This window comes from Streptomyces sp. NPDC020898 (genome assembly GCF_044333925.1).
GTDB lineage: Bacteria > Actinomycetota > Actinomycetes > Streptomycetales > Streptomycetaceae > Streptomyces.
Map to the genome: position 1 here is coordinate 22,433 of NZ_JBIRRV010000003.1, position 25,060 is coordinate 47,492.

24 protein-coding genes and 2 pseudogenes are annotated in these 25,060 nt (G+C 69.6%); 10 read left to right on the top strand and 16 right to left on the bottom strand.

Annotated features, from left to right (window positions below):
* Positions 1-136: 136 nt before the first annotated feature.
* The gene (locus tag ACH4TV_RS11180) at positions 137-607 is read right to left on the bottom strand and encodes a MarR family winged helix-turn-helix transcriptional regulator (protein WP_398396638.1); all 471 of its coding nucleotides are present in this window, start codon (positions 605-607) and stop codon (positions 137-139) included.
* A 94-nt stretch (positions 608-701) separates the two neighbouring features.
* Here ACH4TV_RS11180 and ACH4TV_RS11185 point away from each other — a divergent pair, with 94 nt between their 5' ends.
* Positions 702-2,507 (top strand): ABC transporter ATP-binding protein, encoded by a 1,806-nt coding sequence (locus ACH4TV_RS11185; protein WP_398396640.1) that lies wholly within the window; start codon positions 702-704, stop codon positions 2,505-2,507.
* 65 nt (positions 2,508-2,572) lie between these two features.
* A complete protein-coding gene (mltG, locus tag ACH4TV_RS11190; protein ID WP_398396642.1) occupies positions 2,573-3,448 on the top strand; it encodes an endolytic transglycosylase MltG in 876 nt (291 codons plus the stop codon).
* A 29-nt stretch (positions 3,449-3,477) separates the two neighbouring features.
* Here the strand turns inward: mltG and ACH4TV_RS11195 are convergent, their stop codons facing one another.
* The 4 genes and pseudogenes from ACH4TV_RS11195 to ACH4TV_RS11210 form a co-directional block, all read right to left on the bottom strand.
* Positions 3,478-4,575 carry an NAD(P)-binding domain-containing protein gene (locus tag ACH4TV_RS11195; protein ID WP_398396644.1) on the bottom strand — a complete coding sequence of 366 codons (1,098 nt, stop codon included), beginning with the start codon at positions 4,573-4,575 and terminating at the stop codon, positions 3,478-3,480.
* A 69-nt stretch (positions 4,576-4,644) separates the two neighbouring features.
* Entirely contained in the window at positions 4,645-5,682 is a 1,038-nt protein-coding gene (locus ACH4TV_RS11200) for an ABC transporter substrate-binding protein (RefSeq protein WP_398396645.1), read from the bottom strand.
* A gap of 105 nt (positions 5,683-5,787) precedes the next feature.
* Positions 5,788-5,994: pseudogene (locus ACH4TV_RS11205) on the bottom strand (sulfonate ABC transporter ATP-binding protein); the annotation flags it as partial.
* Between the two features lie 87 nt (positions 5,995-6,081).
* Positions 6,082-6,165, bottom strand: coding sequence for a putative leader peptide (locus tag ACH4TV_RS11210; RefSeq protein ID WP_351276907.1), 84 nt, complete (start codon positions 6,163-6,165; stop codon positions 6,082-6,084).
* A 122-nt stretch (positions 6,166-6,287) separates the two neighbouring features.
* Between ACH4TV_RS11210 and ACH4TV_RS11215 the strand changes: the two genes are divergently transcribed.
* On the top strand, positions 6,288-6,710 hold the full coding sequence (locus ACH4TV_RS11215; RefSeq protein WP_398396647.1) for a secondary thiamine-phosphate synthase enzyme YjbQ: 423 nt from the start codon (positions 6,288-6,290) through the stop codon (positions 6,708-6,710).
* 71 nt (positions 6,711-6,781) lie between these two features.
* On the opposite strand, the gene ACH4TV_RS11220 is transcribed toward ACH4TV_RS11215, so the two are convergent.
* The 3 genes from ACH4TV_RS11220 to ACH4TV_RS11230 all read right to left on the bottom strand — a co-directional run bounded on the left by ACH4TV_RS11220 (position 6,782) and on the right by ACH4TV_RS11230 (position 9,073).
* A complete protein-coding gene (locus tag ACH4TV_RS11220) occupies positions 6,782-7,249 on the bottom strand; it encodes a hypothetical protein (RefSeq protein WP_398397740.1) in 468 nt (155 codons plus the stop codon).
* Positions 7,147-7,770, bottom strand: coding sequence for a helix-turn-helix domain-containing protein (locus ACH4TV_RS11225; RefSeq protein ID WP_398397742.1), 624 nt, complete (start codon positions 7,768-7,770; stop codon positions 7,147-7,149). Before ACH4TV_RS11225 ends, ACH4TV_RS11220 begins: the two co-directional genes overlap by 103 nt.
* A 115-nt stretch (positions 7,771-7,885) precedes the next feature.
* Positions 7,886-9,073, bottom strand: a complete 1,188-nt coding sequence (locus ACH4TV_RS11230; RefSeq protein WP_398396649.1) for a right-handed parallel beta-helix repeat-containing protein — start codon at positions 9,071-9,073, stop codon at positions 7,886-7,888.
* Between the two features lie 321 nt (positions 9,074-9,394).
* On the opposite strand from ACH4TV_RS11230, the pseudogene ACH4TV_RS11235 reads away from it, so the two are divergent.
* Positions 9,395-10,495, top strand: a pseudogene (locus tag ACH4TV_RS11235) (polysaccharide lyase family 1 protein); the annotation flags it as partial.
* Positions 10,496-10,768: 273 nt separating this feature from the next.
* Here ACH4TV_RS11235 and ACH4TV_RS11240 read toward each other — a convergent pair.
* The 8 genes from ACH4TV_RS11240 to ACH4TV_RS11275 all read right to left on the bottom strand — a co-directional run bounded on the left by ACH4TV_RS11240 (position 10,769) and on the right by ACH4TV_RS11275 (position 18,108).
* Positions 10,769-11,359, bottom strand: a complete 591-nt coding sequence (locus ACH4TV_RS11240) for a TetR/AcrR family transcriptional regulator (protein WP_398396651.1) — start codon at positions 11,357-11,359, stop codon at positions 10,769-10,771.
* Between the two features lie 241 nt (positions 11,360-11,600).
* A complete protein-coding gene (locus ACH4TV_RS11245; protein ID WP_398396653.1) occupies positions 11,601-11,876 on the bottom strand; it encodes a hypothetical protein in 276 nt (91 codons plus the stop codon).
* A complete protein-coding gene (locus tag ACH4TV_RS11250) occupies positions 11,873-13,318 on the bottom strand; it encodes a DHA2 family efflux MFS transporter permease subunit (RefSeq protein ID WP_398396655.1) in 1,446 nt (481 codons plus the stop codon). The genes ACH4TV_RS11245 and ACH4TV_RS11250 overlap by 4 nt, the downstream gene beginning before the upstream one ends.
* Positions 13,319-13,750: 432 nt before the next feature.
* On the bottom strand, positions 13,751-14,071 hold the full coding sequence (locus ACH4TV_RS11255; RefSeq protein ID WP_398396657.1) for an ArsR/SmtB family transcription factor: 321 nt from the start codon (positions 14,069-14,071) through the stop codon (positions 13,751-13,753).
* Positions 14,072-14,135: 64 nt separating this feature from the next.
* Complete coding sequence (locus tag ACH4TV_RS11260) at positions 14,136-14,438, bottom strand: hypothetical protein (protein ID WP_398396659.1); 303 nt, start codon at positions 14,436-14,438, stop codon at positions 14,136-14,138.
* A 453-nt stretch (positions 14,439-14,891) separates the two neighbouring features.
* Complete coding sequence (locus ACH4TV_RS11265; RefSeq protein WP_398396661.1) at positions 14,892-15,362, bottom strand: Fur family transcriptional regulator; 471 nt, start codon at positions 15,360-15,362, stop codon at positions 14,892-14,894.
* A gap of 109 nt (positions 15,363-15,471) precedes the next feature.
* Positions 15,472-17,646, bottom strand: a complete 2,175-nt coding sequence (locus ACH4TV_RS11270) for a heavy metal translocating P-type ATPase (RefSeq protein ID WP_398396663.1) — start codon at positions 17,644-17,646, stop codon at positions 15,472-15,474.
* 150 nt (positions 17,647-17,796) lie between these two features.
* A complete protein-coding gene (locus tag ACH4TV_RS11275) occupies positions 17,797-18,108 on the bottom strand; it encodes a DUF1490 family protein (RefSeq protein WP_398396665.1) in 312 nt (103 codons plus the stop codon).
* Between the two features lie 137 nt (positions 18,109-18,245).
* On the opposite strand from ACH4TV_RS11275, the gene ACH4TV_RS11280 reads away from it, so the two are divergent.
* The 6 genes from ACH4TV_RS11280 to ACH4TV_RS11305 all read left to right on the top strand — a co-directional run bounded on the left by ACH4TV_RS11280 (position 18,246) and on the right by ACH4TV_RS11305 (position 25,055).
* Entirely contained in the window at positions 18,246-19,199 is a 954-nt protein-coding gene (locus ACH4TV_RS11280; protein ID WP_398396667.1) for a metal ABC transporter solute-binding protein, Zn/Mn family, read from the top strand.
* A gap of 11 nt (positions 19,200-19,210) precedes the next feature.
* Positions 19,211-20,077: a metal ABC transporter ATP-binding protein gene (locus ACH4TV_RS11285; RefSeq protein WP_398396669.1), complete on the top strand. Its 867-nt coding sequence runs from the start codon at positions 19,211-19,213 to the stop codon at positions 20,075-20,077.
* Positions 20,074-20,955 (top strand): metal ABC transporter permease, encoded by an 882-nt coding sequence (locus tag ACH4TV_RS11290; RefSeq protein ID WP_398396671.1) that lies wholly within the window; start codon positions 20,074-20,076, stop codon positions 20,953-20,955. Before ACH4TV_RS11285 ends, ACH4TV_RS11290 begins: the two co-directional genes overlap by 4 nt.
* A gap of 136 nt (positions 20,956-21,091) precedes the next feature.
* The gene (locus tag ACH4TV_RS11295) at positions 21,092-21,736 is read left to right on the top strand and encodes a choice-of-anchor M domain-containing protein (protein WP_398396673.1); all 645 of its coding nucleotides are present in this window, start codon (positions 21,092-21,094) and stop codon (positions 21,734-21,736) included.
* Positions 21,736-23,436 carry a choice-of-anchor M domain-containing protein gene (locus tag ACH4TV_RS11300; protein WP_398396675.1) on the top strand — a complete coding sequence of 567 codons (1,701 nt, stop codon included), beginning with the start codon at positions 21,736-21,738 and terminating at the stop codon, positions 23,434-23,436. Before ACH4TV_RS11295 ends, ACH4TV_RS11300 begins: the two co-directional genes overlap by 1 nt.
* An 86-nt stretch (positions 23,437-23,522) precedes the next feature.
* Complete coding sequence (locus ACH4TV_RS11305) at positions 23,523-25,055, top strand: anchored repeat ABC transporter, substrate-binding protein (RefSeq protein WP_398396676.1); 1,533 nt, start codon at positions 23,523-23,525, stop codon at positions 25,053-25,055.
* Positions 25,056-25,060 lie beyond the last annotated feature (5 nt).

Here is a 25,060-nt window from a genome sequence, read left to right on the forward strand (position 1 = left end):
GGGCGGGGCGGCCCCGCGGCCCGCCCACCAGCCCCCCCGCGGCGGGGGCGGCGCCCCCCCGCCCCCCCCCCGCCGGGGGGGGGGGGCCCCCCCCCCCCCCCCCGGCCCCCCCCCCCACGGCCCGTTTTCGTGTGCGTCAGCAGCGCCGTTCGGGCGGCGTTCCGGCCCCGTCCATCAGGGTGTCCAGCAGTACGCCCAGGACCGCGCGCTCCTTGTCCGTCAGTGGCGCGAGAATCTCCGCCGCCGCCGCCCGGCGCGCACCGCGCAGTTCGCTCAGCGCCTTGTGCCCGTCGTCAGTGAGTTCGATGCGGATCACCCGGCGGTTGTCGGGATCGGGCACCCGGCGCACCTTGCCGCTCGTCTCCAGCGCGTCCACCAGCGTTGTCACCGCCCGGGGCACGACCTCCAGGTGCTCCGCCAGATCGGCCATCCGTGGTGGGGAGCCGTGGTGCTGGAGGTGGTGCGAGAGATTGCGCAGCAGCCGGGACTGGGCGGGGGTGATGCCGACTCCGCGCTGCTCCAGCTGGTGCTTGTGGATGCGGTGCAGACGGCGGGTCAGGCTCAGCAGCTGGTCGGCGAGCGGACCGTCGGCGTCGGGGGAACTCATGAGGGAACAATATCAGGATGCAGTTCATTGTGTACATAGGTAACAATGAGCTATGCTCCGCCAATCGTCATCACCGTATCTCCCGAAGGAGCCCATGAAACCCGACCGTCAACCTGCCCGGACCGCGTCCGCAGAATCGGAGGCGGACCAGCCGCGCCAGGTCCGCCGCATCCTGAAACTCTTCCGCCCCTACCGTGGCCGGCTCGCCGTGGTCGGCCTGCTCGTCGCCGCCGCGTCTCTCGTCTCCGTCGCCACCCCCTTCCTCCTGAAGGAAACCCTCGACGTAGCGATCCCCGAGGGGCGCACCGGACTGCTCAGCCTGCTCGCCCTCGGCATGATTGTCAGCGCCGTCCTGGGTGGTGTCCTCGGCGTTCTCCAGACCCTGATCTCCACGACCGTCGGCCAGCGCGTCATGCACGACCTGCGCACCGCCGTCTACGGCCGCCTCCAGAACATGTCGCTCGCCTTCTTCACCCGCACCCGCACGGGCGAGGTCCAGTCCCGCATCGCCAACGACATCGGCGGCATGCAGGCCACCGTCACCTCCACGGCGACCTCCCTGGTCTCCAACTTCACCAGCGTCGTCGCCACGATCGTCGCGATGGTCGCCCTCGACTGGCGCCTCACCGCCGTCTCGCTGCTCCTGCTGCCGGTGTTCGTGTGGATCAGCCGCCGCGTCGGCAACGAACGCAAGCGCATCACCACCCAGCGCCAGAAGCAGATGGCCGCGATGGCCGCCACGGTCACCGAGTCGCTGTCGGTCAGCGGCATCCTGCTCGGCCGGACGATGGGCCGCGCCGACTCGCTCACCCGGTCCTTCGCCGAGGAGTCCGAAGGCCTGGTCGATCTCGAAGTGCGGTCCAGCATGGCCGGCCGCTGGCGGATGGCCGTCATCGGCATCGTCATGTCCGCCATGCCCGCAGTCATCTACTGGACCGCGGGACTCGCCCTCCAGTTCGGCGGCCCGTCAGTCTCGATCGGCACGCTCGTCGCCTTCGTCTCGCTCCAGCAGGGTCTGTTCCGGCCGGCTGTCAGCCTGCTGGGCACCGGCGTCCAGCTCCAGGCCTCGCTCGCGCTCTTCCAGCGCATCTTCGAGTACCTGGACCTGCCCATAGACATCACCGAGCCCGAGAACCCGGTCCATCTCGACACGGTCAAGGGTGAAGTCCGGCTGGAGAACGTCGAGTTCCGCTATGACGACAAGAGCCGCCCGATCCTCGACGGCGTCGACATCACCGTCCCGGCGGGCGGCAGCCTGGCCGTCGTCGGCCCGACCGGCGCCGGCAAGTCCACGCTGGGCCACCTCGTGCCCCGGCTGTACGACGTGACGGGCGGCCGGGTCACCATCGACGGGGTCGACGTCCGGGACCTCGACTTCGACACGCTCGCCCGCGCGGTCGGCGTCGTCTCCCAGGAGACGTACCTCTTCCACGCGACGGTCGCCGACAACCTGCGCTTCGCCAAACCGGACGCCACCGACGAGGAACTCCACGCGGCGGCACGGGCGGCGCAGATCCACGACCACATCTCCTCCCTGCCCGACGGCTACGAAACGGTCGTCGGCGAGCGTGGCCACCGTTTCTCGGGCGGCGAGAAACAGCGCCTCGCCATCGCCCGTACGATCCTGCGCGACCCGCCCGTCCTCATCCTCGACGAGGCGACCAGCGCTCTGGACACCCGTACGGAGCACGCCGTCCAGGAGGCCATCGACGCCCTGTCGGCCAACCGCACCACGCTCACCATCGCGCACCGTCTGTCCACCGTCCGGGGTGCCGACCAGATCGTGGTCCTGGACGCCGGGCACGCGGTCGAACGGGGCACGCACGAGGAACTGCTGCGCCGGGACGGGCGGTACGCGGCCCTCGTACGCCGGGACGCCCAACTGGAGCCGACCGGGTGACGTATGGGGTCGGACAAGATGAAGATATGTCGGGTTTATAGGGTTTTGCGGGTTACCGTGCCCGCATGCTGATGAACACTCCGTCACGGAAAACGATTCGCCTGACGCGCCGTGGCCGGGCCGTCCTCATCGCGACCGGAGCCGTGGTCGCGGCCACCGCCGTGGCGGTGCCGCTGCTGAGCGTCGACAGCGAAGGGGACAGCCGGCCGACCTCTCTCCTCATCCCGGAGGGCTGGCGTTCGATCCAGGTGTACGAGGCGGTCGACAAAGCCCTCGACCTGCCGGCCGGAAGCGCGAAAAAGTCGCTGGCCAAGGCCAGGCTGCAACTCCCGAACGACGCCGAGGGCAATCCCGAGGGCTATCTCTTCCCGGCGACCTATCCGCTGAAGGAGAAGGCCACCCCGGAGTCCCTGCTGTCGTTCATGGTCAACACCGCGAACCAGAAATTCGGCGGTCCGCCGGTCACCGCCGGGGCACAGCGCAACGCCATGAACGTCTACCAGGCCGTCACCATCGCGAGCATCGTGCAGGCCGAGGCCGCGACCAAGCAGGACATGGGGAAGGTGGCCCGGGTCGTCTTCAACCGGCTCGAGCGCGGGATGCCGCTGCAGATGGACTCGACCATCAACTACGCGCTGAACAGGTCCACGCTCAGGACGACGGCCGGCGACACCCGTCTGGACAGCCCGTACAACTCCTACCAACGCATGGGTCTGCCGCCCACGCCGATCGCCAACCCCGGCGAGGAGGCGATGCGCGCCGCCATCAGCCCGACCCCGGGCGACTGGCTGTACTTCGTCACCGTCAAGCCCGGCGACACCCGCTTCACGGCCGACTACGCCGAACACCAGCGCAACGTCGCCGAGTCCAACCAGAACCAGAAGAATCAGAAGAACCAGAAGAGTCAGCGGGAACGAGGGGGCGGGCAGCCCGCCAAGTGACCTGACGGGTCATGCGACCGCACGGGACGTCAGACAGTGGCCGGCTCCTGGTCGAGCAGCCGCCTGATGTCCCGTACGGCTGCCCGCCCGGCCCGGTTGGCGCCGATCGTGCTCGCCGACGGGCCGTATCCGACCAGGTGGACGCGCGCATCGGCTACCGCCGCCGTTTTTTCGACGCGGATCCCGCCGCCCGCCTCACGCAGCCGCAACGGCGCCAGATGGTCGATCGCGGCCCGGAACCCGGTCGCCCAGAGGATCACATCGGCGTCCACGCGCTTCCCGTCCGCCCACTCGACGCCGTCCGGAGTGATCCGGTCGAACATGGGCCGCCGGTCGAGGACACCGTCGGCGATCGCCTGCCGGATCGCGTCGTTGAGAGGCAGTCCGGTGACCGACACGACACTCTTGGGCGGCAGCCCCTGCCGTACCCGCTCCTCGACGAGCGCGACGGCCTCCCGTCCGAACTCCTCGTTGAAGGGCCCTTCGCGGAAGACCGGCGGACGCCGGGTCACCCAGGTGGTCGCGGCGGCGTACGGAGCGATCTCCATCAGATGCTGGGTGCCGGACGCACCCCCGCCCACCACGACCACCCGTTGCCCCGCGAACTGCTCCGGCCCGGGGTACTGCGCGGTGTGCAACTGCCGTCCCCGGAAGGTCTCCTGGCCCGGATAGCGCGGCCAGAAGGGCCGGTCCCAGGTGCCGGTGGCATTGATCAGCGCCCGCGCGGACCACATGCCGTCCGAGGTCTCGACGAGCAGCCGCCGGTCTCCGCCTCCCTCACGCACCGCCTGTACGTCCACCGGCCGGCGCACCTTCAGATCGAACGCCTGCTCGTACGCGGTGAAGTACTCGCCGATGACCTCGGCGGACGGCCGCGCCGGATCGGCGTCCGTCAGCTCCATGCCGGGCAGCGCGTGCATCCCGTGCACCTTGCCGTACGTGAGCGACGGCCACCGGAACTGCCAGGCACCGCCGGGGTGCGGGGCGTGATCGAGCACGACGAAGTCACGCTCCGGCTCGAAACCAGTACGCCGCAGGTGATAGGCGCTGGACAGACCGGCCTGCCCAGCGCCTATGACGACGACGTCCACTGCTCGTACTCCGTCACGCACCCCGATATTGTTCACGCTTCTACTAACCGGGGGAGGGTCGAGGATCTTCCCGCAAGCAGTCGGTACGCGGTCGACCGGGCTCGGTCACGACTCCTTGGCGGGACGGGGGGCGGTGGTGGACGGCGGCAGATCGTCGTTGAAGCGCCGGTCCATGTACTTCGCGAAGTCGACCTTGTTCGGGATGAGCTCAAGGCTGGTGAACGTGTCCGCGATCTCCTGCTCGGAGGCGACGAGCGCGTCGTCGATCGCCACCGGGATACGGGTCGCGTTGGTCCGGTTCACCGAAGCGAGCGCCACGTCGTACGGCAGCCCGGTGTCCTTCGCCCACACCTTGGCCCACGCCTCGGGATGCGCGTACACCCAGTCCTGGGCGCGCCGCAGCCGGTCCACGAAGTCCTTGATCGCCGCGACCTTCTTGCTGTCCTTGAGCGCGGAGGGCGCCGCCACCTGGAAGTTGAGCCCGTTGACCACACCCTTGCCGTCGGCCAGTACGCGCCCCTGCCCGGCCTGGAGCACCTGCGAGGTGTACGGGTCCCACACCGCCCACGCGTCGACGCTGCCGCTGGTGTACGCGGCCAGGGCATCGGCCGGCTGGAGGTACTTCACCTTGACGTCGGAGAGAGTGAGCCCGGCCTGCTCGAGCGAGGCGATCAGCTGGTAGTGCGCGGACGAACCCTGCGCCACGGCAACGGACTTGCCCTTGAGATCGGCGGCCTTCCTGAGCTTCGAGTCCTTGGGAACAAGAATGGCCTCGCCCTGGGATCCGCCACGCAGGGCGCCCACCACAGTGACCTTGGAACCGGCGCCGGCCGCGAAGACCGGCGGGGTGTTGCCGACGCTGCCGATGTCGACGGCCTTGGCGTTGACGGCTTCGAGCAGGGGTGGGCCGGAGGTGAAGGTGGACCACTTGATCCTGTAGTCCAGGTTCTTGAGCTCACCGGCGGCCCGCAGTACGGCCTCCGAACCGCCCTTCTGGTCACCGGCATTGAGCGTCAGGGACCCCTTGCCGTCGGTGCCGCCGCCGGATCCGATCGAGGAGTTGGCCACCGAGTTCCCGCCGCAGGCGGAGGCGAGGAGAACGAGGGGGAGGAGCAGAGCGGCGGGGACGAGGCGTCGACGCATGCTGGTTCCATTCGTGTCCAGGAGGCTCGATCGAGTGGTGAACCAGGCTGTGTGAAAGGGGAGTTGAGGGCCGGGAATGCGGGGGAGGGGCAATGGTCCTTCGCGTCAGGCGGCCTCGGCGGCGGTCTCGACACCCAGGCGTTCCAGGAGTCCGGCGCGCAGTTCGGCGAATCGCGGGTCGGTGATGTCCCGCGGACGGGCCAGGTCGACCGTCGTCTCGTACGCGATGACCCCCTCGTCCATCACGAGGACGCGGTCGGCGAGCAGCACCGCTTCCTCGACGTCGTGCGTCACCAACAGGACGGCGCCCCCGGCGAGCAGAATCAGCGGATCAGGGGAGATCCCGGACGCGCGGGTGGGGCGGAGCCCAGGCGGGCGGCAGGGGAGGAGGAAAGGGCGTCAGCAGCCGCGGCGACACGCGGCGGAGGCCACCCGCAGCAGGTCGATGTGACCGCGCGTGGTGAGCATGGCTGAACGCAACATGCCGCCGAAAGTAGCCAGATGACGTGACCACGGTCAATGGCGTCTCGCGGAGTGGACCTCCCGTATCAAGGGACGGGAGGTCGGTCGGGCACGGCTCCCGGTGGCTGGGCGAGGATGGGTGCATGTCCGATGTCTTCACCACCCGCGTCCTGAACATCGCCTCCGGCACCGCGGAGACGGTCGTCGATCTCACCCGTGACTGCGAGACCTTCCTGAGGGAGGTGGCGGGCGGCCGGGACGGCCTCCTCAACGTGTTCGTCCCGCACGCCACCGCCGGAATCGCGGTCATCGAAACGGGCGCGGGCAGCGACCACGACCTCCTCGCCGCCCTGCACACCCTCCTCCCCTCCGACGACCGCTGGCAGCACCGCCACGGCACCCCCGGCCACGGCCGCGACCACGTCCTCCCGGCCCTCGTCCCGCCGCACGCGACACTGCCGGTGCTGGGCGGGCGACTGGAGCTGGGGACGTGGCAGTCGGTGTGCCTGGTGGACACCAACATCTCCAACCCCGACCGGCAGGTGCGGTTGAGTTTCCTGGGGTGAGGGAGATCGTTCCGAGGTAGTCCAGGACTGCCTGGCCGTCGGACGGTCGCAGAACGTCGTAGACCCAGTCCTCACTGCTCGTCGACGGCCTGCTGGTCGTCGGCGCCGGTCGGGTTCCGGTTCGTGACGGGCGCCGCCAAACTCCCGAGGATGGCGAGCAGTTCGGCGTTGCGGCTGCCCGGTTCGGCGTGGAAGACCTTGAGGATCAGACCGTCCGTGCCGACGATGGCCAGCTTGCTGGTGTGCAGTTCGAAGTCGCCGACCTTCGGGTGATGCAGCCGGCTGACACCCGGCCGCTTGGGATGCACGTCGTGATGGCCCCACAGACGGCGGAAGTGCTCACTGCGGATGGACAGTTCGCGCACGAGCTCCACCATCCGGGGATCGTCGATGTCAGGTCCGACGTTGGCGCTCAGGGCGGCGAACCCCGCCTTCGTCAGCTCCTCCCGGTCCCGGAGCAGCTCCCGTTCACTCTCGTTCGGGGACAGGGCTGTCGCGAGGGTGTTGGCGGCGAGCACATCGGTGAACTTGTTCTCGATGTAGGCGGGGTTGCTCGGCCAGCCGTCGATGAGCTGGAGGATGCCGGGTGGTACGGGTTCGGGGTTCGGCGAGGCCCGCGAACGGTCCGTGGAACGGCCTGTGCGGCGATTTCGGGTGGGGCGCGCCTGGGTAAGGGCGATCGGTGTGTGGTGGCGTCGGGGTCCGGGTTCAGCACGTCGGCGAGGGCTTCGAGGACCTGGAGGGAGGGGTTGCGGTCGCGTCCCTGTTCCAGGCGCAGGTAGTAGTCGGCGCTGATCCCGGCGAGCATCGCGACCTCCTCGCGGCGCAGTCCCGGGACGTGCCGCAGGCCGCCGCCGCGGATTCCGGCGTCCTGGGGCCGGACCAGTGCCCGGCGGGCGCGCAGACAGTCGCCGAGAGCGTTCGTGCCGTCCATGCCCCAATCCTGGATCCGTATCGGTTGAGGTGACTGTCCCTGGCACTCCCAGGAACCGCGAACGGCGGGGTACGGCCGGACGGGGCCGGGCCGGCCTCGCCAGAGCCTGGGTGTCCGCGCCGTCATCGCGGTGCGGCTTGAGGTCCACTTGGCGCTGTGTTCGCCCGGCCCACGTTCCTGGTGGAAGACGACCCGCGCCCTGGCTTCACGGCTGGGCGGTCGGTCCGGGTGCGGAAGCCGCTCAGAACCGTGCCCCGACGTCCGCGCCGTTGCTGGGGCGCAGGAACGTGGAGGACGGGATGGCGCCGTCGGCCGCTCGGGGGCCCGTGATCGTGCTCGCGTTGGTGCTGACGAACGACCAACTTCCGCCGAGATTCCAAGAGTTGCCACTGCCCGTGGAGTTCGAGCCCAGCGACATGTTGGTGCCGTTGGCCACCGCGAGGTTCTTCGTCAGCGTGCTGGAGGAACGGTCGAAGGTGAAGCCGGTCTTCGGGTTGTCCCACGCCGTGCAGCGTTCGATCTTCATCTTGCCGGGGTTGTTGTTGTCGACGAAACCGCCGGCGGAGTTGTCCCAGGCCATGCTGTTGCGAACGGTGTGGTTCGCGGCAACGCCGTTGCCGCCCATCTTGAACCCGTTGCCGTCACCCTGGTAATCGGGCAGGTTCCACCGGTTGAACCCGTTGCCCCAGGCGAGGGTGTTCTCGACGAGGATCGGCGAGTTGTCGAACATCCAGAAGTCCAGGCCGTCGTCGGCGTTGTTCCACAGCCGGGCGCCGCGCAGCACGTTGCCGCTGCCGGAGCCCTCCTTGATGGCCAGACCGTCGGCGCTCTCGCCGTTCTTGCGCGGGTCGCGGTTGCCGTAACTGTCCAGGTTCAGGATCTGGTTGTTGCTGGAGGCGCCCTGGAGGTGGAACCCGGACTCGTAGTTGTCCCGGGTGACGAGGCGGTCGAAGACGTTGCCGCTGGTGTCCAGGCCGAACACGCCGTAGGGGCCGTGGACGATCTCCAGGCCGACGAGCCGCCAGTACTCCCCCTCGATGTGGACGACGCCGCGATCGGCCCGGGGGATGCTCGAGCCCACCGCACCCGGGGTGTACGGCATGTTCTCGCCGTCGACGACCACGCGCTCGCCGTTGTAGCCGCGCAGGGTGATGGGCTGGCTCGCCGTGCCGCTCTTGAGTAACTGGATGTTCGTGCTGGGTGCGTACGTTCCGCCCCGGATCTGGATCGTGGTACCGGCCTGCGCCAGATCCACGGCGCGTTGGATCGTCTTCAACGGGGCGGTGAGTGTCCCGGGATTGCTGTCGCTGCCGTTCGGTGCCACGTACAGGTCGGTTGCGGCGTGCGCGCTGCCGGCGGAGAACAGGGCGAGGGAGCCGGCCAGGAGGCCGGTGAGGGCGGTGGACACGGTGACGTGTTTCAGGCGCATGATTCGTCTCCAGGATGCGGCTGTACGGGCGCGGGGAAGCGCTTTCCCGGAAGGTAGGGCCAAGCTCTGAGCCCGTCAATAGATGTGTACGTGTCCAATGTTTATATCCATGAATACTTGCTGCTGAGCGACGTAACGGCCCAGCCGCAGAGGTGCCACCAGGTCACAAGGTTATTCATCTACGTGAACAAAGACAGTGCAGCGCTGTTGACGGGGTCACGGCAACTCCCTACCGTCTGAGAAACCGCTTTCTCTGAGCCGTGTCGGCTTGATCAGTTCAAGATCCGAACAGCTGATTCGAAGACGAACGAGGAGACGAGCATGAGGAAACCAGCCGTACTGCGACTCCCTGCGGCGCTGGCCACGATGGCCCTCGCGTTCACCACCGGCGCGGTTCTGTCGGCGGCCGAGGCGTCGGCGGCGACCCCCGGTGTCACCGGCTATGCGACCCAGAACGGTGGGACCACCGGCGGTGCGGGCGGGCAGACCGTGCGGGCCACCACCGGAACCGCGATCCATGCGGCCCTGTGCGGTCGGGCCAGTAGCAGCACCCCGATCACCATCGAGGTCCAGGGGACCATCAACCACGGCAACACCAGCAAGGTGTCGGGCGCCAGCTGCAACACCGCCGCCGGAGTGATCGAGCTCAAGGAGGTCAGCAACGTCACGATCATCGGGGTCGGCAGCGGCGCTGTCTTCGACCAGTTGGGCATTCACCTGCGCGACGCCCGCAACATCATCATCCAGAACGTGACCGTCCGGAACGTCAAGAAGTCCGGCTCCCCCACGTCCAACGGCGGTGACGCCATCGGTATGGAGCGCAACGTCCGCAACGTCTGGGTCGATCACACCACCCTGGAAGCGTCGGGTGGGGAGTCGGAGGGGTTCGACGGTCTCTTCGACATGAAGGACAACACCCAGTACGTGACCCTCTCCTACACCATCCTGCGCAACTCCGGCCGCGGTGGCCTCGTCGGGTCAAGTGAGAGTGACGTCTCGAACAGCTTCATCAGCTACCACCACAACCGGTACGAGAACATCGACTCCCGCGCCCCTCTTCTGCGGGGCGGCACGGCCCACATGTACAACAACCACTACGTGAAACTCAACGAGTCCGGCATCAACTCCCGGGCCGGAGCCCGCGCGAAGGTGGACAACAACTATTTCGAGGACTCCAGGGACGTCCTGGGCACCTTCTACACCGACGCGGCCGGTTACTGGCAGGTCAGCGGCAACATCTTCGACAACGTGACCTGGTCCGCCCCCGGTAGTGAGAACCACCCCGCCGGCCCCGACCCGAAGTCCAACACCACGGTCAGCATCCCCTACTCCTTCAGCCTCGACGCGGCCAGTTGCGTGCCGAGCATCGTGAGCCGGACGGCAGGCGCCGACAAGGGGCTGCGCGTGTCGGACGGCAGCTGCTGACCCCGCTGCCCGGCATGAGGGCCCTCTGGCCGGACGCTCCAACCTCGACCGTCAGGTGCGGGTGAGTTTCCTGGGTGAGGGAGACCGCCCGTGAGCGGCGTTCTTGAGCGGTTCGAGCGGACGGCTGCGATCTGCGGTGATCTTGGGGTCGTTGTCAAACTGGAGGAGTGGGAGTTCCGTGAACTCCTGTATGAGGTACGCGAGTTCGGTCGTCTCGGGGTCGGCGGGTCGAGTTGGGAGGCCTCAGGGCCGACCTTGTGGCCGGACCGATCAGCGGTGCAGGAGGGGGAGGAACAAGTCGTCGACGATCTCCTCCAGGGTGGCTTCCGGGACGGGAGCCTGAGTGCGAAAGAGTTCGTGGCGGACCAGGTCGACGGGCAGGGAGGCCACCCGCGGTGTGATGCGGTCGAGTTCCACCTCGCCGCGCTGGTCGGCGCGTTCCAGGACGACCATGATCGTTTCCGCGCCGAAGAACTGTCCTCGCAGATAGCCCGCCACCTCCGGACTGCGGAAGTACTCGGCTAGCAGGCCTTGAACGATGTGACGCTCGGGCCCCTCGAACCTCTGGGACATCCTGCGCAGGAGAGTCAGTACGTCCTCACGGAGGGTGCCGCTGTCCGGCACCTCCTCGGGGAACGACCCCTCCCGCCGGATGGCGTCGACGACCAGGGCCACCCGGTTCGGCCACCGTCGGTAGAGGACGGCCTTGCTGGTGCCCGCCCGTTCCGCGATGCCCTCCATGGTGAGCCCCGCCATGCCCACGGAGTTCACCTCGTCCCAGGCGGCCTTGAGGATGGCCGTCTCCAGCGCGGCCCCGCGCCGTCTCGACGCCTTGGGCCGGGCGCTGCCCACCGTTGTCATGCGTACTCCTTCAGCAGCATTGCGTGACCCTGTACTTCACGCGATCCCGTCCGACGCGAGGCTACGCGACCCTGTCACCGACGCCGGTTCGGTGAACGTTCGCCCCGACCGGTACACGGTCAACGTGTCCTTCCATGCCGGGGCCCGTGACGCGGCCGTGCCCGGCGCGCCGTCCCCGGCACACCTGGGGTGCGGGTCTACACCAACGAGGGCGCGCCCGAGAGTTCGGGCGTCGTACACATCACCGGCAGGCGCGAGGCGGATGGCGGAGAACGGCTTGAGACGCCGCGTTTCCCTGCACGGCGAGCGAACCGGCGTACTCCATGTCGTCGAGCGCCCGGCGCAGGGTGAGGTCGGTGCGGCTGCAGAGGTGCGGTTTCCGGTGCACCCGGGTGAGGCTCTGCTCGACCGTCCTGACGGTGACGTGCAGCTTCTTCGCGATCTGGCGGTGGCTTCCTGATCCCCGGACGCGCCGTGCCCCTTGCCTCGTGACCGGAGGCGCGGCGCGGAGCGTCACTTTGTGTCGGCGGGCTGCCCGGCAGGTCCCGCCACCGCCTCCTTCGCGGCCCGGGGCGCCTTGCGGGACGGCAGCAGCAGTGCCGGGATCAGGGCCAGGACACTGAAGCCCGTCACCCACCAGAAGGTCGTCCCGAACCCGGCCGCACGGTCGGCGAGCGTGGTGCCCGTCGTCTCGTGGGCCAGGATCACCACCAGTGCGGCCGTACCGAATGAGCCGCCCAGCTGCTGCATGATCCGGATCACTGTGGTCGCGTTCGGGACGTCGTCCGGGGCCAGGTCCACGTAGGCCCCCGTCACGATCGCCACGGTCGCGGCGCCGAGCCCGGCGCCGCGCACGACCAGGGCGATGCCGAGATACCACTCGCTGGTGTCCGTCCCGACCTGGGTATACGCAAGGGTGCCCACCAGGGTCAGCAGCATGCCGGCCACCACGATCGGCTTGGCGCCGATCCGGTCGGTGAGTCCGCCCGCCCAGCGGGTCAGCAGCGCGCCGAGGCCCTGGGGCGCCAGAAGGAGCCCGGCCGTCAACGCCGATTCGCCCCGGACCTGCTGGTAGTACAGGGGCAGCAGCAGGATCGCGCCGTACAGCGAGAGACCGGCGAGGAACAGGAGGACCGCGCACATCGAGAACGAGCGCACGCGGAACAGACGTACGTCGAGAACGGCGTCCCGCCTGCGCGGGCTGTGGACGAGGAAGGCCAGCAGGAGCATCATTCCGCCGACCAGCGGTACGACCGCCTGGAGCCGGTCGAAGCCGCCGTGCCGTCCGGCCTCCGTGAAGCCGTACACGACGGCCGCCAGCCCCGGCGACAGCAGGGCGATACCCATGACGTCCAGGCGCTTGGCGGTACGTGTCTCCTGGGTGGGCAGATGGTGCCGGGCGAGCAGCAGGGCGATCAGGCACAGCGGTACGTTGACGTAGAAGATCCAGCGCCAGCTGGCGTTGCTCACGATCAGGCCGCCGATCACCGGACCGAGGACGGGGGCGACGACGGCGGCCAGCGTGACGACGGTCAGGATGCGGCCGAGCCGGCGCGGTCCCGCTGAGCGGACCAGCATGATCTGGAGCACGGGCTGCATGAACCCGCCCGCGATGCCCTGCAGGACCCGGATGGCGATGAGGCTGCCGATGCTCCAGGCCGCTCCGGCCGCCGCCGAGGTGAGCATGAACAGGGCCAGCGACCACATCCACACCCGCTTGGCACCGAAGCGGTCGGCCGCCCAGCCGGTGGCCGGGATCGCCATGGCGAAGGCGAGCAGATACCCGGTGCTGACCCACTGCACGGTCGTCACCGTGCTGTGCAACTGCCGGCTCAGTCCGTCGATGGCGACGTTGACGATCGTGGTGTCGAGCAGCGGCGCGAGGCCGCCGATGACGAGGATCCCGGCCATTTTGAGCAGTGCGGGGTCGAGACGTTCCTTGGTCCGGGCAGCAGGCATGGGCCGCCCCCCCTCTTAGGATAGGAAACTATCCGTATCTTAAATACGGAACTCGCCGTATCTAAGAGGGGCGTGCATCAAGAGTGGGTCAACGGGCCGCCGTGGGCCGGGTTTGGTGGCGGCCGTCAGGGTGGTGCGAGCCCAGTACCCGGAGGTGGCATTGGTTGAGAACGGACGCGCGCACCTCATCCTGAAGCAGGGCAGGACTGCTTCGGCGGTGAAGAGGCAGGGGCTGCCGGCGTGCGCGGCAATGCTGCCCGCCCATGTCCTGTCCGTCACCGACGCGGCGATCATCGTGCGGCGGTGGGGGTGGTCGGTGAAGAAGGTGCGGCGCAGCTCGATCGCGTCGGGCAGGTCGAGGTCGAACCGGCGGGCCCTGCCGTGGCCGCCGCGTTCGGGAGCGGGGCGCCGTCATGCCGCGACGGCGCCCCGCTATTCCTGTGCGTGCCGGATGGCGTCCAGCACGATGTGGGCGATGTGCTCGTCGGTGAGGTGGTACCGGATCTCGCGAGCCTGGCGGTGGGTCGTCACGATCCGGGAGTTGCGCAGTACGCGCAGGTGCTGCGAGACGAGCGGCTGGCTCACGCCGAGTGCGGCGACCAGCTCATGGACGTACTTTCCGCCCTCGGACAGTTCGTTCACGATGCCGAGGCGGACGGGGGAGGCCAGCGCCTTCAGCAGGTCGCTGGCGGCCTCCAGGGCGCGTATCGGCTCGTCCGCCGGGGCTGCCGAGGGGGGAGGGGTCGTCGTCACATGCATACATTAGCAAGTGACAATGATTTCCGGTACGGGTTCGTGTCGCGGACGCGGATCCGGATCAGTGGTCGTCCCAGTGGCCGTCGTGCGGGGCGTGACGGTGGCCGTCGTGCACGTAGTCCACGTGGTCCTCGTGCGGCACCGCCACGTGGCCGCAGCTCGCGCCGTGCTGGTGGTCGTGGCTCTCGTGGGTGGCGTGGCCGGCGCTCGCGCACTCATCGACGTGCCCCTCGTGGGACTTGTGGAGGTGACCGTCGTGCGCGTAGTCGGTGTGGTCGCCGTGCGGGATGGCGACGTGGCCGCAGCCCTCGCCGTGGGCGTGCGTGTGGTCGGCGTGCGTGCGGTGCTCGGTGGCGGTGGCCATGTGGTGCTCCTCGTGGTGCTTTTCGGGTTGCCTGCGGTTGGGGGCCCCGCAGGCCGTGCATGGCGACATTAACATATGGCAATTCACGCATGTGTTGCGGGTGGGGCCGTCCACCCGCTCTGGGTAGGGGATGCGGCGGCCCGCGATGACGTCACGGCCGCCCGCGGGGCCGCCCGTCCGTGGCCTAGTGCACTCGTCGTTCATGGCGAAGCTGATGCAGGTCCGGCGACCGGCGATGGACGGCTGACGGCGATGCCGCGGCCTGGTCGCAGGCGTAGAGGCGGGCTGTTGTGCGGCCCTGGCTGCCGTGCTCGGCCGCTGCGGCGCGAAGTCGGTCCCGCGTTGCCGGTTGACGCCGAGACCGGCGGAGGTCGCGGGCTCGGTGTGGATGAACTGCCGTACCGCGGCGGCCGTCTCGTCGTCGAACCCGAGCGGCGTGAGTGCGGGTCTCCTTCAGCTCGCGCAGCTGGGTGCTCGGCCAGGGCTGTCCTCGTGTCCGGGCACCCAATGGCGCGGGGGAATGCCCTGTTGGTCTTCGGTGGTGTGGCAGTCGGTGCACAGGCCGGTGAGTTCGACCGTGTGCTGCACTGCCGCGAACCCGGTGTCGGTGGCGATCCGGTCGGCCCACGCCTCGACGACCTCGGAGTCCACCGGGCGGCTGCTGCCGCAGCAGCGGCAGATCAAGTAGTGGCGGTGGCCGTCGTCGGGCCGCCGACGGTAGAGCCGTCCGCCTGCCTCGTCGCGTACGACGTCTACGCCCCCCTCCGTCTCCAGGTCGCGCAGCGCGCGGTAGACGGTGGTCAACCCGATCGACTGGGCGTCGGCGACCAGCAGGGCGTGCAACTCCTGGGCCGACACGAAATCCTGGCAGCCCGCGAGTGCGCGCAGGATCGCCAGTCGTTGCCGGGTCATCCGGCCGCTCACGGCTGATCACCCCCCAGTGGCAGTCGCCGAGTCGGTACCCGCCTCACCGTAAATGGAAATGAAATCCATGTCCATGCGAAGGGGGGGTGCCGGTGAGGGGTCAGGGAGATCAGCGCACGCGCCGCTCCTCCAGTGGTGCGGCCCGCAGTCGTGCGGTGGTGTCGCTCGGCAGGTGCGGGGTGTGTCCGACCAGACGGGCGGAGTTGGCGACCACGGCGATGCTGCTGGTGTTGTGCAGCAGGGCGGCCAGGACGGGGTTGACGGAGCCGCCGGCGCCCGCGATGAGGCCGACGAGGTTCACGCCGATGGCCAGGGTGTAGTTCTGCCGTACGACGCGCAGGGTGTGCCGGCTGAGTTCGACGACGGCGGCGACCTGGCGCAGGTCGTTGCCGGCCAGGGCGATGTCGGCGGTCTCCAGCGCTACGTGGGAGGAGTGGGAGCCCATGACGATGCCGACGTCCGCGAGGGCGAGCGCGGGGGCGTCGTTGGTGCCGTCGCCGACCATCGCCACGCTGTGTCCCTCTGCTTGGAGGTCGCGGATCAGCTGGAGTTTGGCCTCGGGCAGCGCGTGGGCGTGGACCTCGGTGATGCCGAGCGCGTCGGCCACTGCCTGGGCGGTCTCGGGTGCGTCGCCGGTCAGCAGCACGATGCGGGTCACCCCGAGGTCGGTCAGCTGGTGGACGACGGTGTCGGCGCCGCCGCGGACGGCGTCGGACAGGCCGAGCATGCCGATCAGTTTGTCGTCGTGGGCGAGGCAGATGACGGTCTCACCGGCGGCGCGCAGTCGGCTCGTCCAGTCCTGGGCGACCTCGGAGAGCTCCAGGCCATGGCGGCGCAGCAGGGCGGGACTGCCCACCAGCAGGCGGGTGCCGTCGAGTTCGGCGCGCACGCCCATACCGAGGACGACCTCGCAGGCCTGGTGGATCGGGATGTGCAGGTGCTGTTCCTCGGTGCGCCGGACGATGGCTTCGGCGAGCGGGTGCCGTGCGTGCAGCTCGCCGGAGGCCGCCAGGCTCAGCACCTCGTCGGCGGTGACCGTCTCGTCGAGCGTCACCACGCTGGTGACCAGGGGACGGCCCAGCGTCAGGGTGCCGGTCTTGTCGAAGACCACGGCGGTGACGCGGCCGATGCCCTCCAGGTGGGTGCCGCCCTTGATGAGGGTGCCCCGGCGGGCGCCGTTGCCGATGGCCGCGCTGATCGCGGTGGGGGTGGCCAGGCCCGCGGCGCAGGGGCAGGCGATCAGCAGCATGGTCATCGCTCGTCTGGCGTCCCGGGTCAGGATGTAGGTGATCCCGGCGAGGGCGAAGGACACGGGCACGAAGCGGCGGGTGAAGGCGGCGGCGACGGTCTGGATCGGGGCCCGGTCGGCCTGGGCCTCCTCGACCCGGGTGATGATCCGCCCGACGACCGTGTCCTGCCCGACCGAGGTGGCCCGTACGGTCAGGGAGCCGGTGGAGACGAGGGTGCCCGCGTACACCTCGGTGCCCGGTTGCACGTACACCGGGAGTGCCTCGCCGGTGATCGCCGCCTGGTCGACCAGCGCCTCTCCGGACTCGGCGATGCCGTCGACGGGGATGCGGTGGTGTTCGTAGACCGCGACCACGTCCCCGGTCCGGACCTCCGTGAGATCGACCTCGGCCTCGACGCCGCCGCGCACCAGCCAGACCCGCTCCTCGCCGATGGAGAGCAGTTCCTCGATGGCGCGCCGGGTCCGCCGCAGGGTGACGGCCTGCAGGAACTCGCCGATGTTGAGCAGCCACAGCACCATGAGCGCGACCACGTTCTCGCGCAGGACCAGTGAGATCACGGTCGCCGTGGTCACCAGCAGATCGGTGCCCACGTGGCGTCTGCCGCCGAGGGTGCGGGCGGCGCCGCGGAAGAACGGCAGCCCGGTGAAGACGGTGACCGCTCCGAGGAGGCCGGACGAGCCCGCCGGGGTCCATGGAGGCCGGCCGAGCAGTCGTCGCAGTCCCACCAGGGCGAGCACCGCACCGCCGATCACCAGCCGCGCGACCTCCCCCGTCGAGGAGTCGGGCACGGACCGGCTGGCTCTGGCGGGCACCCCGGGTGGCGGTGGTCCGGCGAGGGCGGCCACCAACCGGTCCACGTCGACCAGGTCGGGCTGCACCCAGACGATCACGGCGCCGGTACGCGGGAAGATGCGCAGCGCCCTGAACCCCGGCAGATCGGTGAGACGGTCGTCGACCAGCCCGGCGCAGCCGGGTCGAGCCCGCAGCCAGGAAACCGTCAGTCGTACACGGCCCGCGGCGGCGGACCGCACCACCACCCCAGAATCGGAGCCGGAGCCGGGTACGGGGGACGCCGGGCCGGGAGCGGAAGCAGGAACGGCGGGTGAAGCGGGAACGGCGGCGGAGCCGGAATCGGGCGCCGGAACGCCGCCGGGTGCGGACGTGCCGGACATGACGACCGCCTCTCAGTGCTCGTGGTCGTGGGCGTGTCCCTCGACACCGACCGCCGAGGGCGGCGTCGCCTCCTCACCCAGCGACTCCCTGGCCTCCGCCAGCAGGTCTCCTGCCTTCAGGCGGGCCTCCTCGGCCGCCTCCCCGAGTCGCCGCCCCGTCGTGATGCCACCGGCGATACCGCCGACCAGCAGTCGGCGGACCGCGGGTTTCGTCTTGGGCCCGGCTTTGGCGGCTGCCCGCAGTACCAGTACGCCGGCGGTTCCGGACAGGGCGTAGTGCGCGATACGGCCCACGGCCGCACCCGCGAAAGCGGCGGGATGCATCTTGGCCTCCTTCCGCGGAGTGGATTCCTCCGTGTTCGTCGCTATAAATCCATTCTCGTCCCACGGCGAATATCGCGCACCAGTGGTAGTGCGGCGGTCGAGGCGACAGAGGGTCAATTCGCGGTAATGATTGTCATATGGCACGGCTGAAAGATGGTCTTGGTACCCGTTTCTCTCCGGCGCCGCTGACCACCAGCGTCTCCCTGGTCCTCCTGGTTGCCTGCGGCAGTTCGTCCGGTTCCGGAAGCGGCGCCGACCTCTCGCAGAACCCGGTTTCGTCGTCCGTCATCTCCGTGGTGGCGTCGACGAACGTCTACGGGGACATCGCCGAGCAGATAGGCGGAGGGAAGGTGAAGGTCACGTCGATCATCAGCGACCCCGACCGGGACCCGCACTCCTATGAGGCCAGCACCCAGAACCAGTTGGCGCTGTCCAAGGCGAAGGTCGTCATCGAGAACGGCGGCGGCTATGACGACTTCGTCGACCGCATGCTGAAGAGCAGCGACTCGTCCGCCGAGGTCATCAACGCGGTCGAGGTCTCCGGGAAGACCGCCCCGGCAGGCGGGGAGCTCAACGAGCACGTCTGGTACGACTTCCCCACGGTCGCCGAACTCGCCGACAGGATCGCCACCGCCCTGGGCGAGGCCGCCCCGGACGAGGCCGCCGACTTCACCAGGAACGCGGACGACTTCAAGGCGGGGCTCAAGCAACTGGAGGCGAAGGAAGGGCAGATCAAAGCCGACCACGGCGGCAAGGAGGTGGCCGTCACCGAGCCCGTCCCGCTGTACATGATCGAGGCCGGCGGCCTCAGGGACGCGACGCCCGAGGCCTTCAGTGAGGCCGTCGAAGAGGGTGACGACGTCTCCCCGAGGGATCTGCGGGCCACGCTGGCCCTGTTCACCGACAGAAAGGTCGAGGCACTGGTCTGCAACGAGCAGACCTCCGGCCCGCAGACCGAGAAGGTCGAGCAGGCGGCCAGAACCGCCGGGATTCCCGTCGTCGCGTTCACCGAGACCCTGTCCGAGGGCAAGGACTACCTCGGCTGGATGACCGCCAACGTCGACGCGCTCGCGAGCGCGCTGAGCCAGTGAAACGCCCCACCGTGACGTCCCCGCCCCGAGCCCCCGAGGCCGGGACCGCGAACCGTGACGCGGACGGGGCGGTGATCAGCCTGCGCGACGCGGCCCTGGCCTACGGGGGCCGCGTGCTGTGGCAGGGTCTCGAACTCGACGTACGGCCCGGGGAGTTCCTTGCCGTGCTCGGGCCCAACGGCTCGGGCAAGACCAGCTTCGTACGCGCCCTGCTGGGCGGGCGGCAGCTGTCCGCGGGCACGCTGACGGTCCTGGGGCGCCCGCCCCGCAACGGAAACCGCCACATCGGCTACATCCCGCAGCAGGCGACGCTGTCCGCGTACGCGATGCTGCGCGCCCGCGACCTGGTCCGCTTCGGCATCGACGGGCACGGGTTCGGACCCCGGCTGCGCACGGGCGCCGTCCGCCGCCGGGTGGACGAGGTCCTCGAATCGGTGGGGGCCGCCGGGTACGCGGACGTCCCGGTCTGCCTGCTCTCCGGCGGCGAGCGCCAGCGCGTCCGCATCGCGCAGGCGCTCGCGACCGACCCGCGGATCCTGCTGTGCGACGAGCCGCTGCTCTCCCTCGACCTGCACCACCAACGGGCCGTCACCGAACTGGTCGACGCCCGGCGCCGCTCCCACCGCACGGCGGTGGTCTTCGTGACCCACGAGATCAACCCCGTGCTGGGACTGGTCGACCGGGTGCTGTACCTCGCCCGCGGCGGCTATCGGGTCGGCACCCCGGAGGAGGTGCTGACCTCCGAGGCGCTGTCGCGGCTGTACGGAACCCAGGTGGACGTCGTCCGGGTCCGGGACCGGATCACAGTCGTCGGTGTGCCCGACGAGGTGGCCGAGCCACCGCACCACCTCGAACTGCCGCACGGAGTACGGCCATGACCGTCGCCGACGGGATCTGGCGGCAGATCTTCAACTTCGACGACTACGGCGAACTGCTCGCCCTGGTCCGCAACTCGCTCGTCGCCGGAGTCGCGCTCGGCCTGGTCGGCGGACTGGTGGGGGTCTTCGTGATCATGCGCGACCTGCCGTTCGCGGTGCACGGGATCAGTGAACTGTCGTTCGCCGGCGCCTCGGCCGCGCTGCTGCTGGGCGTGAACGTCGTGGCCGGCTCGATCGTCGGCTCACTCGTCGCGGCCGGGGCGATCGGCCTGCTCGGCTCCCGGGCCCGGGACCGCAACTCCGTGATCGGCACCATCATGCCGTTCGGCCTCGGGCTCGGCGTGCTCTTCCTCGCCCTGTACGAGGGGCGGGCGGCGAACAAGTTCGGCCTGCTCACCGGGCAGATCGTCGCCGTCGACACCCCGCAGATGTCCTGGCTCCTCGGCACCTCCGCCCTGGTGCTCGTGGCGCTCGCGGTCATGTGGCGGCCGTTGGCGTTCGCCAGCGCCGACCCGGAGGTGGCCCAGGCGCGGGGCGTGCCGGTCCGTGGGCTGTCCTTCGCCTTCATGATCGTGCTGGGGCTCGCGGTCGCGCTGTCCGTGCAGATCGTCGGAGCGCTGCTGGTCCTCGCCCTCCTCGTCACGCCCGCGGCCGCCGCGGCCCGGATCACGGCGTCACCGGTACTGCTGCCCGCGCTGAGCGTGCTCTTCGCGGTGGCCTCCATCGAGGGCGGGATCCTGCTGGCACTGGGGAGCAGCATCCCCATCAGCCCCTACGTCACGACCATCTCGTTCACGATCTACCTGGTCTGCAGGGGAGCGGGCACCTACCGGACGCGGCGGTGGGGAGCCAGGGAAACGGTTCCGGAGACCGGCTGATCACCACGCACCACACACCCACTGCGCACCCCCTTCGCCCTGGTGGCATGGCAACCCCATTGCTTCCTCTTTTGAAAATGATTATCGTTCTGTCCGTGCCCAAGCGGGCATGAACATGACTCATGGGGGGTTTCTTTTGCGTACCCGCAGACGCCTGCTGACTGTCACCGGCATTGCCGCCGCCGCGCTCGCCACGGCCGGACTCAACACGTCGGCCTTCGCCGCCACCACCCTGACCGCCGGCCACGTCGACGTCCTCGACGCCGAGTGGGACGGCGCCGACCTGCATCTGCACGTCCACGACGAGGAGACCGACACCGAGTACGAACCGGTCGACGTGACCCTGTCGGTGCCGGCGGCGGCCAAGGTCGCCAACCCGGGATTCGGGTTCCTGGGTACGGGCAGCCAGATCTGGCTGCTGCCGGACACCGAGGCCGAGGCCGACGCGGCCGGGGTGCTGTTCCCGGGCATCTCCACCGAGCACCTGACCACCGGGGTCCTCGCGAACGACACCGTCACCTACCGGCTCGTCAGCGCCACCCGCAACGGTGCCGCCACCGAGGACTTCAGCATCTACGCGGGCAGCGGGACCCGCTGGTACGACAGCAATCCGGCCATCACCACCTTCAAGTCCCGGACCTTCGGTGTCGCCACCCACAACCACGCCAACTGGGCCTTCGAAGAGGCCGGTACCTACCAGCTCACGTTCCGCGTCCAGGGCACGGTCGGTGGCGTGACGGAGTCGGCCACCGAGACGTACGCCGTCGTCGTCACCTCGTGATGCGGGCCCTGACGCGCGGCGGACGCGCCTTCACAAGTGCGGCGCTCATCGTGGCGACCGCGGTGCTTCTGGGCGTGGCAGGGCTGGTCGCCGGCGGCAGCGGGTCCGCCCGCGCCGCCGGTGGCGCGGTGGTCCTCGACGAGGGCGAACTCGATTTCGCGCCCCGACCGGTCGACGGGAAGCTGGAGTTGCAGATCGACGACCGGAGCAGCGGCACCACGGTTGTGCGAGAGCCGTCCGAGGTGGTGCTGCACGTGGTGCAGTCGTCCTTGCAGGCCACCCTCGACCCGGTGGCCGGCGCGCTCGGCACGACCAACCTGGACTCCTGGCAGCTCAACGGCTGGGAGGCGGAGAACATCTTCGCGCCGGAGCCTGGCTGGAACGGCTCCGCGGCGGGCGGTGACACCGAGGTCACGCTGTCCGGGTACGACGGACCCGGCGACTTCGGACTGGCCTCCTACACCCGTGAGATGGACGGCGTGGACGCCCCGGCGATCCCGTACCTCGGCAGTGTCGAGTCCGTTCAGCGCACCTTCACGCTGCCCGGCGACGAGCAACGGCTGCTTCCCATCTGGCAGTTCACCAAGGAGGGCGTCCACCGGCTGACGTTCACGGTGACCAGTGGCGGCTCCACCGACACCGAGACGCTGGCCGTGGTGGTCGGCGACGACGTCGACCCGGACGACGTGCTGCCCGGCGACGGCTCCACGCCGACGCCCTCGACTCCACCGACGTCCGCGACGCCGACGGGTACCTCGCCCACGACGAGCGCGACACCGACCGCGCCGGCCGCGCACGTCATCGACAACGGTCACCTCGATCTGGCCGCGCGCCCGCTGGACGGCTCGCTGCAGTTCCAGATCAAGGAGGGCACGGCGCAGGACCACGAATGGTTCGAGCCGGACGACGTCGTCCTGCACGTGAAGCCCGCGGCCCGGCGGAAGATCACCGAGGGGTACGAGTTCCTGGGGCCCGCGGGTGATCCCGTGTGGTGGCTGCCCATCCAGCAGGTCGACGGTCTCGTCTGGCCCGGCTGGAGCACCGACCAGTTCAAGAGCTCCGAGATCGACGGCCGTGTCGCCTTCCGGCTCGATGCCGTCCGGGGCCCGGGAGCGCTGAGCATCTTCACGGAAGGCTCGGTCGGCTCGGTGGACATGCACGCCCACAGCGGGGACGGGCTGCCCGACAGCTTCGACCTGTCCGTACCGACCCACCGCCACACCGTGTGGGCCTTCGCGGCCGAGGGCGTCTACCGCACCACGTTCACCGTCGGCGCCACCCTCGCCGACGGCAGGAAGGTCAGCGACACGGGGACCATCGCCTGGGTGGTCGGGGACGACGAGGACCCGTCGACCGTGACGCCGGGCGAGGGGGAGGAGCCGACGGCGTCGCCGACGGCCACTCCGTCGGAGCCGTCCTCCGCGACACCGACCCCTACCGCCTCCCCGTCGGCGTCGGACTCTGTGCCTGCCTCGCCGAGCGCTTCGGCCTCGTCGGCGGACCCGGGCTCGGTTTCCTCCGGAACAACGGGCGGTGGCTCGTCGACCGGCGGCAGCAGCGGCCTCGGCGGCACTTCGACGGCCGGCGGGCTCGCTTCCACCGGTGCGCAGGTCTCCGGGATCGCGGGCATCGCCGTTCTCGCCCTGCTGACGGGAGGCAGTGCGGTGTTCCTCGTACGACGTCGCCGTACCGCTCAGTGAAAGCTCCGCGTACGACGGACCGGCGCTCGGCAGCCACCCGGTCCGTCGTACGCGGCATTGTCGTGTGAGAGAGAAGGAGGAGCCCCATGCGGGGCCACCCCAGACGCACCACCCGCACTGCCGCCGCGCTGGTCGCGGCGAGCGCCCTGCTCTCCGGATGCAGCGGGCTCCAAACCGGGTCGTCCGACGCCGAGTTGACGGTGTCGACGACGACCGCGATCATCGCCGACCTCGTCGAGCAGGTCGGCGGCGACCGCCTCGACGTCACCTCGATCGTGCCGCACCACGGCGACCCGCACTCCTACGAGCCGAGCCCCGGCGACGCGGCCAGGGTCGCCAGGGCCGATGTCGTGTTCAGCAACGGCCTGCTGCTCGAAGAGCCCGGGATCATGAAGATGGTCCACACCAACGCCCGGAAATCCGCTCCGAAGATCGAGATCGCCGAAAAGCTGGAGGAGTACGGCGGCACGGTCATGAAGCTGGAGGAGGACCTCGGGCTCGACGTGCTGTGGCTCGGCTGGGCCGTCGAGGGCGAGGTCGCCGGAGACGGTTCCCAGGTCCGCACGACCGCCACGAAGCTGGAGGGCCCCGGCGAGCTGCGCGTGTATCTCACCGACACCCTCGGCAAGCCCAAGGTGTACATCGACTCCGCCGACGGCCTCGACGACGCCGACTCCTTCACCCTGCCGCCCGAGGCGCACACGCACGTCAACTGGGCGTTCAGCGCGCCCGGTACGTACCGGCTGACGGTCGGGGGGCGGACCGAGACCCTCGACGGGAAGGGCGAGGAGATCGGCAGCGGCACCTTCACCTTCACCGTCGGCGACGACGCCGAGGCGCCCGAGGGCGCGCGTGTGCTCGACGGCGGGCACGGCGACGTCGCGCTCAACGCCGAGACCGGGAAGGTGTACGTCCGCGCCGACGACAAGAGCGGCGAGCCGGCGCGGCTCGCTCCCGGCGACGTGGTGCTCAACGTGCCCGACCGGGCCAGGGCGGCCGTACCCAAGGAGGAGTCGTACTCCTTCCTCGGCGAGCCGGGCGACGAGCTGTGGGTGCTGCCGCAGGCCGTGATCGGCAAGCATGTGCACGGCGACATGGACCCGCACGCCTGGGCGGACGTCGCCAATGCCGAGGCGTACGTCCGGCGGATCGAGGCCGAGCTCATCAAGGCCGATCCGGACGGGAAGGCGACGTACGAGAAGAACGCGGCAGCGTATCTGAAGACGCTCGGTGCCCTCGACGAAGAGGTCGCGCAGAAGCTCGCGACCGTGCCGGAGCAGAACCGGAAGCTGATCACCACCCACGACGCCTTCGGGTACCTCGCGAAGGCGTACGGCATGGAGATCGCGGGCTTCGTCGTGCCCCTGCCGAACCAGGAGCCGAGCGCGGCCGAGGTGGAGGAACTCGGCACCGCCATCCGGGAGAAGAAGGTTCCGTCGGTGTTCCTGGAGCCGAACCTCGCGGCGCGCGCCGACGTGTTGCGCCGGGTGGCCGAGGACGAGGGGGTCGGCATCTGCACGATCTACGGCGACTCGTTCGACGACAACGTTGACAACTACGTATCGATGATGCGGCACAACGCGACCGAGCTCGCCAAGTGCCTGGGGGAGGACGCCTGATGAGG

Bases quoted from the DNA above. Each gene is read 5' to 3' on its own strand.
- ACH4TV_RS11240 (WP_398396651.1), bottom strand. From the start codon at position 11,359: ATGACAACGGTGGGCAGCGCCCGGCCCAAGGCGTCGAGACGGCGCGGG.
- ACH4TV_RS11280 (WP_398396667.1), top strand. From the start codon at position 18,246: ATGGCACGGCTGAAAGATGGTCTTGGTACCCGTTTCTCTCCGGCGCCG.
- ACH4TV_RS11290 (WP_398396671.1), top strand. From the start codon at position 20,074: ATGACCGTCGCCGACGGGATCTGGCGGCAGATCTTCAACTTCGACGAC.
- ACH4TV_RS11230 (WP_398396649.1), bottom strand. From the start codon at position 9,073: ATGCGCCTGAAACACGTCACCGTGTCCACCGCCCTCACCGGCCTCCTG.
- ACH4TV_RS11185 (WP_398396640.1), top strand. From the start codon at position 702: ATGAAACCCGACCGTCAACCTGCCCGGACCGCGTCCGCAGAATCGGAG.
- ACH4TV_RS11260 (WP_398396659.1), bottom strand. From the start codon at position 14,438: ATGGCCACCGCCACCGAGCACCGCACGCACGCCGACCACACGCACGCC.
- ACH4TV_RS11250 (WP_398396655.1), bottom strand. From the start codon at position 13,318: ATGCCTGCTGCCCGGACCAAGGAACGTCTCGACCCCGCACTGCTCAAA.
- ACH4TV_RS11210 (WP_351276907.1), bottom strand. From the start codon at position 6,165: ATGTTGCGTTCAGCCATGCTCACCACGCGCGGTCACATCGACCTGCTG.
- ACH4TV_RS11305 (WP_398396676.1), top strand. From the start codon at position 23,523: ATGCGGGGCCACCCCAGACGCACCACCCGCACTGCCGCCGCGCTGGTC.
- ACH4TV_RS11200 (WP_398396645.1), bottom strand. From the start codon at position 5,682: ATGCGTCGACGCCTCGTCCCCGCCGCTCTGCTCCTCCCCCTCGTTCTC.
- ACH4TV_RS11300 (WP_398396675.1), top strand. From the start codon at position 21,736: ATGCGGGCCCTGACGCGCGGCGGACGCGCCTTCACAAGTGCGGCGCTC.
- ACH4TV_RS11215 (WP_398396647.1), top strand. From the start codon at position 6,288: ATGTCCGATGTCTTCACCACCCGCGTCCTGAACATCGCCTCCGGCACC.
- ACH4TV_RS11275 (WP_398396665.1), bottom strand. From the start codon at position 18,108: ATGCATCCCGCCGCTTTCGCGGGTGCGGCCGTGGGCCGTATCGCGCAC.
- mltG (WP_398396642.1), top strand. From the start codon at position 2,573: ATGCTGATGAACACTCCGTCACGGAAAACGATTCGCCTGACGCGCCGT.
- ACH4TV_RS11180 (WP_398396638.1), bottom strand. From the start codon at position 607: ATGAGTTCCCCCGACGCCGACGGTCCGCTCGCCGACCAGCTGCTGAGC.
- ACH4TV_RS11225 (WP_398397742.1), bottom strand. From the start codon at position 7,770: ATGACGGCGCGGACACCCAGGCTCTGGCGAGGCCGGCCCGGCCCCGTC.